This is a genomic window from Desulfoplanes sp. PS50 (assembly GCF_053851535.1).
This window is the reverse complement of record NZ_JBSPZA010000036.1, coordinates 1-12,264: the sequence shown is the minus strand read 5'-3', so window position 1 is coordinate 12,264 and position 12,264 is coordinate 1. Positions and strand designations below refer to the sequence as shown.

The 12,264-nt window shown below is 54.7% G+C and carries 11 protein-coding genes; 10 read left to right on the top strand and 1 reads right to left on the bottom strand.

The genetic code is table 11. The features are described from left to right. Window positions 1-3 precede the first annotated feature (3 nt). From ACTVJH_RS13640 to ACTVJH_RS13595, 10 genes are all read left to right on the top strand, one after another. Window positions 4-351, top strand: coding sequence for a hypothetical protein (locus ACTVJH_RS13640; RefSeq protein ID WP_455991768.1), 348 nt, complete (start codon window positions 4-6; stop codon window positions 349-351). Continuing rightward, window positions 348-1,364 carry a PD-(D/E)XK nuclease family protein gene (locus tag ACTVJH_RS13635; protein WP_455991765.1) on the top strand — a complete coding sequence of 339 codons (1,017 nt, stop codon included), beginning with the start codon at window positions 348-350 and terminating at the stop codon, window positions 1,362-1,364. The genes ACTVJH_RS13640 and ACTVJH_RS13635 overlap by 4 nt, the downstream gene beginning before the upstream one ends. A 25-nt stretch (window positions 1,365-1,389) precedes the next feature. Further along, entirely contained in the window at window positions 1,390-2,160 is a 771-nt protein-coding gene (locus ACTVJH_RS13630; RefSeq protein ID WP_028315204.1) for an ATP-binding protein, read from the top strand. A 5-nt stretch (window positions 2,161-2,165) separates the two neighbouring features. After that, window positions 2,166-2,639 carry a DUF669 domain-containing protein gene (locus tag ACTVJH_RS13625; protein ID WP_455991762.1) on the top strand — a complete coding sequence of 158 codons (474 nt, stop codon included), beginning with the start codon at window positions 2,166-2,168 and terminating at the stop codon, window positions 2,637-2,639. 8 nt (window positions 2,640-2,647) lie between these two features. Beyond that, window positions 2,648-3,118, top strand: a complete 471-nt coding sequence (locus ACTVJH_RS13620) for an ERCC4 domain-containing protein (protein ID WP_455991759.1) — start codon at window positions 2,648-2,650, stop codon at window positions 3,116-3,118. After that, window positions 3,073-5,295: an SF1B family DNA helicase RecD2 gene (gene recD2 / locus ACTVJH_RS13615; protein ID WP_455991756.1), complete on the top strand. Its 2,223-nt coding sequence runs from the start codon at window positions 3,073-3,075 to the stop codon at window positions 5,293-5,295. Before ACTVJH_RS13620 ends, recD2 begins: the two co-directional genes overlap by 46 nt. Further along, the gene (locus ACTVJH_RS13610; RefSeq protein WP_455991753.1) at window positions 5,292-8,594 is read left to right on the top strand and encodes a CHC2 zinc finger domain-containing protein; all 3,303 of its coding nucleotides are present in this window, start codon (window positions 5,292-5,294) and stop codon (window positions 8,592-8,594) included. Before recD2 ends, ACTVJH_RS13610 begins: the two co-directional genes overlap by 4 nt. Before the next feature lie 553 nt (window positions 8,595-9,147). Further along, window positions 9,148-9,936, top strand: a complete 789-nt coding sequence (locus ACTVJH_RS13605; protein ID WP_455991750.1) for a hypothetical protein — start codon at window positions 9,148-9,150, stop codon at window positions 9,934-9,936. Beyond that, window positions 9,926-10,201, top strand: coding sequence for a hypothetical protein (locus ACTVJH_RS13600; RefSeq protein ID WP_011366955.1), 276 nt, complete (start codon window positions 9,926-9,928; stop codon window positions 10,199-10,201). The genes ACTVJH_RS13605 and ACTVJH_RS13600 overlap by 11 nt, the downstream gene beginning before the upstream one ends. Before the next feature lie 88 nt (window positions 10,202-10,289). Further along, window positions 10,290-10,823, top strand: a complete 534-nt coding sequence (locus ACTVJH_RS13595) for a hypothetical protein (RefSeq protein ID WP_455991747.1) — start codon at window positions 10,290-10,292, stop codon at window positions 10,821-10,823. Between the two features lie 563 nt (window positions 10,824-11,386). Here ACTVJH_RS13595 and ACTVJH_RS13590 read toward each other — a convergent pair. Continuing rightward, window positions 11,387-12,259: a tyrosine-type recombinase/integrase gene (locus ACTVJH_RS13590; RefSeq protein ID WP_455991824.1), complete on the bottom strand. Its 873-nt coding sequence runs from the start codon at window positions 12,257-12,259 to the stop codon at window positions 11,387-11,389. Between the last annotated feature and the right edge of the window lie 5 nt (window positions 12,260-12,264).

The following is a 12,264-nucleotide window of genomic DNA, read 5'->3' as shown; positions in this document are numbered from 1 at the left end:
ACAATGGAAACTTACAAGTATCGCTTTGATCAGTCGGTCCCGGCTCAGGACTTGGAAGACACCTTCATGCTGGCATTGCTGGCTGTGGAAAGCATGTACGGACACTCCAGAGTGAGGATGGAATCCCGCTTCAATCTGGATAAGCAGAACCGCACCTGCTTTATCGATGCAGCGACCAAGGTCGGCTGCGATCTGGCGAGCATCTTTACCGGCTTCGCCACCAAGGAATACGGCGAGCGTGCGGTAATGATCGACCGTGAACCCGCCGGTGGCGGACCTGCCTGTGCCAGCACGGCAGACAGGTGCGCCTGCAACGCAAAGGCACCTTCAGGAATGGAGGTGGCGGTATGAGCGAATTGATGACCACCACGTATTCCATGTGGCGGCTCTTCCGCAATTGCCGCAAGGCTTGTGAATACCGCTACCTGAGGGACCTTGTTCCTCTGGAGCGGGATCACAACCTGGCTTTCGGATCAGTCATTCACGACTGCCTTGAGATCTGGCATGGCCAGCGGGAGCTCGAAAAGGTTCTCGAACACATCGATCAGGTCTACGCCAACCGGGCACAGGATGACCATCAGCTCGCGGACTGGCATCTGGCCACCGCCATGATGAGCTCATATTCGGAGCAGTATCCCGTCGAGGACTTTGACGTGGTCGCTCTGGAGAAGACCTTCGAAGGTCCCATCATCAACCCGGATACCAACGCCGCATCGAGGAGTTTTGTGCTGGCTGGCAAGGTCGACGGTCTGGTCAAACAGGATGGTCAATACTTCCTGTTGGAGCACAAGACCGCCTCACAAATCGATGCCGGTTATCTGGAACGGCTTTGGACTGATTTTCAGATCATCATTTATGCGTGGTATCTGGAGCAGACCCTCGGCATCCGTATCTCCGGCATCATCTACAACGTGCTGGTCAAGGCCAAGCTACGCCAGAGCAAAGGCGAGACAGAAGCTGAGTTTGAATCCCGTCGTGCCGAGCTGATTGCCAAATCCAAAACCGGCAAGAGTAGCGCCAAGCGCAAGATGCCGGAGCCGGATGATGTCTTTCAGCAGCGCCTTAAAGACAAATACTTCGAGCCCGGCATGTTTCACCGGGAGCTGCTCTACATCTCCCGCGATCAATTCGACGAGCTTCGCAGTGAGCTTTGGGAACTATCCAAAGCCATGCTGGATGCCCGCCGCCGCAACACCTTCTACCGCAATACGGCTTTCTGTTTTCAGTATGGACGCGCCTGTCCCTACTTCCCGCTGTGCCGGAGCGGTGAGAATCCCAACGTCATTGAAAACCATTACCAACGGGTGCTCCCGCACGAAGAGCTGCGGGATGGAGCAAGTGAAGACGCTGCCCCTGTTTTTTAACCCAAACCATACAAGGAGATAAACCATGCTTCCAAAAAGCAAAACCAAACCTAAAGCAAACCTGAACGACCTGACCGCACTGGTGTACGGTCCTAGCAAAATTGGCAAAAGCACATGGTGCTCCCATGCGGAGAACGCCCTGTTTCTCGCCACGGAACCGGGCCTGAACGCCCTCGAAGTGTTCGAAGCGCCTATTACCTGCTGGGACGACCTTCTGCAGGCGTGTGCCGAGATTGCCGAAGGCAAACACGACTTCAAGACCATCGTCATCGACACGGTGGATAATGCCTATCGCATGTGCGCGGACTATGTCTGCAAGAAGTTCAAGATCGAGCATGAGTCCGATCTTGGCTACGGCAAAGGCTATGCCCTGATCAACAATGAGTTTCAGCGTGTTCTCAACAAGTTGGCGTTTCTGCCTTACGGTCTGATCCTCATTTCCCATTCCCACGAGCGTGACATCGAAACACGTACCGGGAAACACACTCGCATTGTGCCGACCCTGCCGGACAAAGCCCGCAAGCTGGTCACCGGTCTGGTGGACCTGATCCTGTTCTGTGATCTGGACATGAAAACCGGTGACGACGGCAAGCCCATGTATCAGCGTGTCATGCGCACCAAGCCCAGCCCCAATTACGACGCCGGAGATCGAACCGGCCGTCTTCCGGAGATGATCCCTCTGGATTTCCCGACCTTCCTGAAAGCTTTCAATCAAACGGCTGCCGGTTCAGCGGTGAGTGCCGCCCGGACTAAGTCGGAGCCAGCCACAACGGCTAAACCTCAGAATAAGGAGTAATGACAATGAGTTGGAATAACGATGACACCATGGACCTCGCGCAGTTCGACGATGATTTCGTTTCTGCGGATGTTGAAGAAAAGGACTTTGAAGCTGTTCCCGACGGGAAATATCAGGTCAAGGTCGATCGCGTGGAACTGACCCGCTCGGAAACTTCCGGCAATCCCATGCTCAAGTGGGCTCTGAAGATTCTGGGTCCCACCCACAAAGGCCGTCTGCTGTGGCGTAACAACGTCATTGCCAGCAAGGACAATGTGAAATGGCTCAAGCAGGATCTATATACCTGTGACCTGCAGATGGACAAGCTCTCCGATCTCCCGGGCAAACTGGAAACCCTTCTGGATGTCGGGCTCGAGGTGACCAAGCGCACTAAAAACGAATTCGAGAACATCTACTTCAACCGCCGGATTGTGCTTTCGGATGAAGATGCCGCAGCACCGTCGGCCGGTCACGATGTAGACGACATGATTCCGTTTTGAGGATGGGCATGGTTACCGTTGTCGTTGATACCCGGGAACAGGAGCCTTACGGATTTGATTCGGAATCTATTGCATCAATCCGCAAGGCCCTCCCGGCGGGAGATTACTCCATCGAGGGATTCGAGACCCGGGTGGCGGTGGAAAGGAAGTCCATGGCGGACTTTGTTTCCACTGTCATTCGAGGCCGCAAGCGTTTTCACAAGGAGCTGGAAAAGCTCCGGCATTATGACGCGGCCTGTGTCGTCGTTGAGGCCAATTACCGGGATGTTCTCGGTGCCTGTTACCAGAGCGACGCCCATCCAAACGCCCTCATAGGAACCATTGCCTCCATCATCATCGACTTCGGTGTGCCTGTTTATTTCTGTTCAGACCGTCAGGCAGCCTGCCGGTTTGTTGAAGAGTTTTTAATGCGCTTTCACCGGAGGTTCGCTCAATGCCAAGAAAAACAAACTCCCCGGCAAAACTCCGGGGAAGAATAGAGAGAGTTTATTATGCCGGGCCAAAGTTTTCTGCAGGCCGTTTACTCACCTCCACAGGAGATGAAATTCAGTTTGCCGGAAACCTGTTTGCCCGTGAAAACCAGCCCGTGGTCCTTTTGGGGACGTGGGCCACCCATCCGAAATATGGTCGTCAGTTCAAGGTCGATGCCATGGAGCACGATCTTGATCTGAACCCGGAAGGATTGATTCACTATCTGGCCAATCACCCGGATATCAAAGGGATTGGCCCTGCCAAAGCCCGCCTTATTGTCGAAGAGTTCGGCGATTCATTCGAGGAGACCCTGATTGAATCCCCGGAGCTCATCGCATCAAAAGCCAAAATTTCCATCGATGCCGCCAATCGCCTGAAGGATGAATGGTGCAAAAACCGCAGCGTCAATGCCGTCTTGGCATGGCTCTCGGCCTTTGGTTTGACCCATCATCAGGTGACCACATTGGTCGACAAGCTGGGAGGCAACTGTCTGGAGATCCTAAAAGCTGATCCTTACATCCTCATCCGGGAATTGCGGGGATTCGGCTTCAAGAAGGTCGACAAGATTGCCCGCAAACTGGGCACGCCAAAAGACCACACGCCAAGAATCCGTGCTGGAATCCAATATTGCATGCACGAGGCGCTGGATCAGGGAAACTGCTGGGTCGAGTACGAGGACCTTGTTGATCAGTCCAACCTGCTTTTGGTGATGGATAATCTGGACAGCCGCATTCGTATCGAAGCGTCGCTGGACAACCTGATCAGTGAAAGACTGCTCTCCTGTGAATCCCATGCGGGACGCTTTCTGGTGGCTCTTTCCGATATCCTGAAAATGGAACAGGACATCGCAGCTATTTTCACCAAGGCGGATGCTCCGAATCCTCATTTCAAATCAACCCGCAACCTGCAGAAACTGATTCTGCGTCAGGCAGAAACGCTCAATGAAAAGCAGCTCGAAGCGGTTCACTTCGCTTTACAGCATTCCATCAGCCTGATCTCCGGTGGAGCCGGATCGGGTAAGAGCTATACGGTATCGGTCATCAACGCGGTTTGTGAAGAGTGTGACCTTGAAGTGGTGTTGTCAGCGCCGACAGGAAAAGCGGCCAAGAGACTCGAAGAAGTGAGCGGTCGCACCGGAACCACCATCCATCGCCTGCTTGGCTATGACGGCAAGTCCTTTTCAAAGGACAGCAATAATCCCATCGATGCCGACATGCTGATCATCGATGAATTTTCCATGGTGGATGTTCCGTTGGCGTGGCACCTTTTCAATGCGGTCGACTTTGCCAGAACGGCCATTGTCATTGTGGGAGACCACAACCAGCTGCCGCCGGTCGGTCCGGGAAACATTCTTCGGGATCTGATTCACTCGAATGCCATCCCCACGGTCATTCTGGATAAGGTGGTCAGGCAGGCCGGTGTGCTGAAGGAAAACAGCACTGCAATCCTGAAAGGAGAAGTCAGAAAGACAAGCGACGCCAGCACACAGGGGTGCCGGGACTGGTATCTGGCGGATCAGTTCACCGATCCGGGTGCCGCCCGCAATTTCCTGCTGGACCTCTTTGACAAGCGACTGGATGCCCTTGGATTTGATCTAATCAAGGATGTGCAGGTGTTGACCCCGACGCACAAGGGGCCGCTGGGAACCAAGTCACTCAATGAAGATTTGCAGCGGCTTATCCAAAAGCGTCTCTGGAATGTGAGTGTTCCGGAAACACAGCCCGGACGTCGGTCGCCATTTTTGAAACATGACAAGGTCATTCAGACCCGCAACAACTATGAACTGAACGTGATGAACGGAGCCATCGGTCATGTAGTCGATGTGTTGCCCAACGGCACGCTTCTGATTGATTTCGAGGGTGTTGCGGTTGAGATTGAAAAAGGCTCACCGAACCTTCAGGACATCCAGCTGGCATATACGCTGACAATCCACAAAACCCAGGGATCGGAATTTCCCTGCGCAGTCGTGGTGGTCCACAAGGCTCATTCCTTCATGCATCATCGTAATCTGCTGTACACCGGCGTGACCCGTGCCCGCAAGACTGCGATTGTGCTGGGTGACCGCTGGGGCATCCGCAATTGCGCCAAGAAATGTCAGGTGGACGACCGCAAGACCTTTCTCTCCATTCTGTTGAACAACATGAATTGCCCTGAAGAGCAGTCAGCTTGTGCGGGGGCATTATGAGCATGGGCGGTTCAGACAATGTCAGAGAATACTACCGCCTGATAACCGAGCTCGATATTGGTGATGTGGCAAGGGATCTTCTGGCCGGAAGGATCACACAGGAATCCCGGCAGCGGCTCCAGTGCGATTGCCCGCATCACCAGAGTCAGTCCCATCGCTCACTTCATGTGATGCTCGACAAACAGGGCTGGTATTGCTTCGGCTGCGGTGTGGGTGGTGATGTCCTCCAGCTCGTTGAGTTTATTCAATCGGGAACGGTAACGGCCGGTCAAACCGGTCCCATGCCCGACAGTCATCGGCAGGCCCGTGACTTCCTTGCTGGTAAAGCCGGGATGCCGCCATTGTCGCGTTATGGCCTCACACAGGAACGCTTGGAGCAGACGGAAAATGATCGATCGTTTGAGATCCGGGTCAAAGATGCCCTTACCGAACTGGCCCGCTACTATCACCAGCGGCTCAAGGAAAATCAGGAAGCGCTGACCTGGCTGAAGGAGAAATACGCCATCAGTGATGAGACCATCGACGACCTGCTGATCGGTTATGCCGACAATGAATCCGGTGTCATTGCAGCCCTGCGCTCTGGCGAACATGGCTTCAGCAAGCGGGAGCTTTCCGCTACAGGTGCCTTTCGCCCGACCAGTCAGGATGGATTGAATCCGTTTTTTGAGAAACGCATCATCTTTCCATACTGGAGCCGTGGCCGTGTCGTGTTCATGATCGGCCGCAAGACACCATGGACTCCGGACGTAAACTGGGAACAGGGAAAGTACAAGAAGCTTCCGGTTCACGATGAACATCAGCGGCCTTATGTCGCCCGCTTCATCAACAATGCGGTGCTGTTCAATGAAGACTGCTTGCTGGGCAAACCCGATCAAATCATCATTACCGAAGGTGTGACCGATTGCATCGCTCTGATGCAGCAGGGATTTCCCGCGCTCTCACCTGTAACGGTAAGAATCAGGGCCGCAGACTGGGAACGGCTGGTTCCGAAGATGCGCGGACTCAAGACTGTCTATATCTGCCAGGACAATGAAATCTCAGAGGCCGGTCTCAAGGGAGCCTTGCAGACTGCTCGCACGCTGGCCGAACACAAGATTGATACCAAGCTGGTTACCATTCCTCTGAATGAGCCTCAGCAGCAGGCGCGTCAGGAACTTTCGCGACGGTTCAACCTGACGGCGGCCGTCGGTCCCCGGGAGCTGGCCAAATTACTCGAAGGCCACTCTGCCGAGGATATCCGTGAGGCTGAAACGCTGTTGGCCGACGCCAAGATCGATGTGAACGATTTCTTTGCATCCGGCAATGGTAAGGCTGAATTTGAGGGGCTGCTTTCTGCGGCCTGTACGCCGGTGGAGTTCGGCATTCAAAGTCTGCCCGAGGATGCCCCGGAGGAAGAGAGAAACCGCCAGCTCGAGCCGGTTCTGGCCGAAATTTCGGCTCATTCACCGCTGGAGCAAAGCCGTCTGCTGAAACTGGTTCAGGAACGGCTGGGTAAAGCGGTTCCCATGGCGACCCTCAAGGAACAGGTACGTTCTGTTCAGCAAAATCGACGTGACAGCGCCAAGAAGGAAAAGAAGAAAGCCAAACGCCTGAGCGGATCACCACCCGGTTCCTGTCGCGCCCGGGTCGATGAGGTGCTGATCGATACGGAGCTGGAAAACGGTGCTCCGGATTACACCGCAGCAGCCGAAGCGGCCTATGACTGGTTTACCGCCAACGGAGCCCAGTTTTTTCACACCCAGACCGGTGAGCCGTTTATGTATTTCGACAACTCCATCTACTGGATGGATTCGCCTGATCGTGGGCGCAAGAGGCAGTATGCAGCCATGCTCTACAAGCACACCGGTATGGTACCGACATCCAACGGCGGTCGTACCTTTTTCGAGGTATTACCCAGTCTGGCGATGATTCGCGGTCAGGTGCGCGATCATTTCTCGTGGCTTCACTCGGACATTTCCAATTTCACGGTCTACTTCAACCTGAACAATCAGGATCATGAAATTGCCCGGATCACTCCCGACGGCATCGAGATTTTGAAGAACGGCGGGAACGCCGACGGGATTATTCTCGATGGTTCCCGCAAGATGAAGCCGTTGAAATTTCTGAAGGAAGCCTCTCCGGAGGAAGCCGACAAACTGCTGGTCGATCTCCTGATCAACAATATGACCTGCTCGCAGGGAGACCGCTTTTTGATTCTGTCCTGGCTGACCTGTTTTCTGCTGATTGATTTCTCCGGAACCCGACCCATGACCCGTTTTGAAGGATCGGCCGGTTCGGGTAAAACCACGGCCAGCAAGCTGATTTCGGCGCTGCTTTACGGTGAGCCCCAGCACAAGAAAGCCACCGATGCGGCCAACTATACAGACGGTTCCCAGAACCCGCTGATCGTCCTCGACAACATCGAGGTCAAGCAGATGACCGAGGACCTGACCACTTTCATGCTGACCAGCATCACCGGCATTGCCAAAGAGAAACGCAAGAGCGGCACCGACAGTGAAACCGTAACCGAGCGAACCAAATGCCTGCTGAATACCACCGGCATCGAACCGTTGTGCGGAGAGCTGTCCGAAATCCAGTCCCGCAGCTTTGTCATCAATTTCGATATCGGCAATCAGGGTAACGACTGCTTTATCGAGTCGGATGTGATTGCCGCCCTGCAGCGCAACCGGGATCTGATCATTTCCGCCCTGATGAAACGGACCAGCGAGGTGCTGGCCATGATGAAAGACGGGATGCGGACACAAGCGATGAAGCTGCTGCACGAGGCGCTCGGCAACCATGACAAACGGCGCTGCAACGAATATCTCAGCCTGATGTATCTGATGCTGTTGGCCGGATCGTCTCAGGATCAGATCGAACAGGGAATGTCGACTCTGGCCCCGGCCTTCAAACAGCAGATCCAGACCATCAACCAGACCAGTCGTGAGACCGCCCGGGAATCCAATCACACCGCAACGGCGCTCTCGACATTGTTCAAGGCATGGCGAACCGCCGTGGAGGCCGACCGGAAAGACATGTACAACGATCGCCGGGTGGATCACATTCAGGAGTTCATTGCCCGTTATCAGGTGCAGCCTGAAGAAGATGGCTGTCTCAAGGAGGTATTGTCCCGGGAACTGTTCGTGGCGCTCAAACGCGTGGCCAGAGATTTCGGCCTGCGCTTTGAGATGGATTCGTCGAGGCAGTTTGCCCAGCGCTTTGCCAACGACCTTGAAACCATCCGCGAGGCCGGATTCGATGTTGTCATCAGCCAGAAACGATACGGAACCAAGCTCTATACCATTCAATCAGTCGAATAGCTTCCGCCCTTCATCCTTTCACCCAGTCAGGCCCGTGGATTAATCTCTGCGGGCTTTTTGTTTATATCCCCGGCAGGTTCTGGCGAAACAGTTACACCGCTGGTAAAACGATTAGAAATAGCCGGTTGGCTGGAAAAATCATTACAAAGGCCGCCGGTGTAGAAAGACCTTTCTACAATGTAGAATGTCCACAGAGCACCTTTCTACAGCGCAAGTCACTGTTATTTATATCGTTACGCGGCAGGCGTAGAAAGTGTAGAAAGATTTCAGAGGTTACTCCCCCTTACTGTTCATTTTTTTTCAAACCATGGGATGAAGGCATGCCTGAAAAAAAACGGGCTATGCGTGAGTAATATTTCTATACCTTTCTACACTTTCTACAAAAATATCTATAACTAACTGCTATTACTACTGTTAAGAGATGTAGAAAGAGGGTGTAGAAAGGTCTCTGGGCGTAGAAACCCCTTTCTACGCTTTCTACCATCCGACACTCAGGCTCCGGCTCCGGTAAGTAACGGGAAGAAAAATAAACCCGAACTTCCGGAGGTCACCCATGAGCCTATTACAAACCATGCTCACGCATCTCGATTCCCCTGAGTGTGAGCCTTCCCAACAAGCTGCTCCGCATGCTGAAAATGACAGCTGCACACCGGAGCCCGATCTTTTTGTATCCACCGATCTGGATACCGCACAATTCGACTGGGCCGTCACGTCCGCCAGCGACGTTGAATACAATGGCAAAATCTATCGACGTCTCGAGCCGGAGTATTTCGCATGGCTCCGGTCACGCATGCTGGCAGCCCAGTCCGCTTTCAAAGCCGGTAAGCTTTCTGAATCAACATGGGAAAGCCTGAAAAGCAGGTTCAACCCGCTTCAGGAATACGCAGTTCAGAAATTCGGCAAGGAATCTCTACAGCAGGCATCCCGGCAGATCAGCCCACAGAATTACCAAGCTCCCCGCCATGTTCCGGCAAACCCCGAGAAACCTGCAGAACATCCCAAGAACAACTGGATTTATCCGCCAAACGAAGCTTGGAATTGTATAGAGCAGGTCAGCTCCGACGCATTGGCCAAGGTTGATGCCATCAAGGAGGAAGCCATGTCCCGGAAATGGTCTGAAGCCAGGTTATACCAGAATCAGGGACGATACCGCTTCCCCTGCGGTCAGGACTACGGGCTGGTCTGCTTTGTCGGCGGTGACCGGAAGATCGGTGCCGTGACGGAAAGATATATCGAAATCATCCACAGCCCGGATACACCGCGTCCCAGCACGCTCAGGTTTCACAACCCGGATGTTCCGCAGCCGTGGTTGAAGAACGTGGAGAGTAACCATGAGCATTAAGAAATACGCCAATGCCGAACACATCCTCCCGAGAGAGCTGCTCAAGGAGGTACAGAAGCATCATTCCGGCATTCTTTGGATTCCAGCGCCGGGCAGTTTTTACAAGGAGCGCAGGCAGCTGGTTATCGCCCTCAAAAGTCAGGGAATCGAAACCGATGAAATTGCCAGCCTCGCCGGTATCACACGTCGCCGGGTCAATCAGATCCTCGCGGACCACCGAAAAGAGGCTGACGCCCGACAGGTTGAGGACTCTTCCGGTATGTAAGGCTTGAGGTTCGGGAAAACGGGCTAAATCTGCCTTCCGCCCCGAACCCCGAAATTTGGAAACAAAATTGATAAACCGGAGATGAGCCTTGGGCGTTACAAAAAAAGACGAACAGAATCTGGATCGCTGGCATCGGAATGAGGGCCGGACGGACCATGATCAGGCAAAAAGCAAAGCGGGAGCTAAAGAAGGAAACCTTCGCACGCTCAAGCATGGCATCTTTGCCGACCGCTGCCTGACTCCGGAAGAAAAGGTCATGTTCGACAGCATCATCGAAAAGCTGCACGAGGACTTTCAGTTCAACAAATCCAGTGACTTCCTACAGGTCGAGCTTGTGGGCATCTACTCGGTAAAGCTGGTCAGGGCACAGATCGAAGGAAACACACAGGCCGCCGAAAGTCTCGACCGGATGATCCGCTGCCACATGAAGGATCTCAAGACCACCAAGATTGCCCGCGAGGGTGAGGAGCCGAAAGGTCCGCAGACGTCTCCTGCCGAATGGGCCTCGGCTCTTCTTGAAAAAGTGAGTGAAGCCGCCGCCCAGAAGACCGCTTCCGTGAAAAAGCCGAAAAAAAGTTCAGATAACACCAGAGCCTCGAGAAGAAAGAGCGCGAAGGATTAGGCAGTTATGGAGGCTCAAGATGACAGGAATTTCAGATAAGACGTGTTCCTTGCACTTTCGGAATCGGCATTCTTCGGCTGCCGATTATCATTTCCACTCCTCGACTTCCTCCAGCAGCTCCCGATATCCGCTTGGCATGTGTGCGCATAAGCCGAACCGCATAAGCCAAGCAGATATAGGCATGTTCACGCCGGGGCTCTCTCACATAACCCAAGTAGATATTGGCATGTCGAGACCCAGGCCGAACCGGACAAGCCCCGCAAACAGCCATTCCTTCGGCAACGGCCCTCGCATATGCCAAGCAGATATTGCCATGTGTGTTCCGCGACTGGAGCGCACAAGCCAAGCAGTTATAGCGATGTGCGGCCGACAGACAGCGAAGGAGAAATTCCGGTCAATCGATATTTCCCGCCCCACCCGGGATGTAGAGACCCTCCGTCATGATCATTCATCATCGGCGGATGTGTTCTTCTGCGGGCACTGTCATTCACTGTCTTCGACACTGTCTCGCCCAACGAAAACAGGAGTAGCCGAGGCCGCTCCCATCGTCGGGTCCGGAAGGATCAAAGGCGTTCGAGGGCTTCCTCGAGCTGACCGTCCACGAGGTGGGTGTAGATCTGGGTGGTGGACACGTCCCGGTGCCCCAAGGCCCGCTGCACCACGAGCAGGTCATTGGTCGCGCCGTAGAGGTGGGTGGCGAAGGTATGCCGCAGCCCGTGCGGCGTCAGTTCCTTTTCGATCCCGGCCTTCCGCAGCCAGTGGGCGAGCCGGTTGGCTATCTGCCGCTGGCAGAGTCTGCCGTCCCGGTTCGACAGGAACAGGGCTTCCATTTCTGGGCGGCCATGTCGACGACGCTCGGCCAGGTAACGGCGCAGCAATGTGCGGAGGTCGGTCTTGATGAACTTGACCTGCGGCACATTTCCCTTGGCCCGCACCCGCAGATGCTTGGCGTCGAGGTCGATGTCATCCATGTCGAGCGCGGCCAGCTCGCCAAGCCTGATCCCTGTGCCCAGCAGCACCTCGATCATGGCGCGGTCGCGCAGCGCGGAGAAGTCGGTCCGTCCCTTGAGCTCCTTGAGCAGACGTTTCTTTTCGGCGGTGGTCAGGAACACCGGCAGCTTTCTCGGCAACCGATGCATGCGGATGGACCGGGCCGGATTGTCCTCGACCACGCCCGCCTCGACGGCCCAGGCGAAAAAGGCCCGCACCGCCGCCTTCATCCGATGGAGCGAGGCCGCCGAGCGAGGGCCTCGCTCACTCTCGGTGACCGCCCCGTCGGAAAACACCTGGTCGAGGAGCCCGGCCGTGACCGCCCGGCAGACGATGCCCCTGAAACCGGCGCGGTCTGCAAATTCACCGAAGAACAGGCAGAAATGGTCGCCTCCCTGGCATCCCAGGCAGCCGTGTCCCTGAACAATGCCCGACTCATCCAGAATCTCGA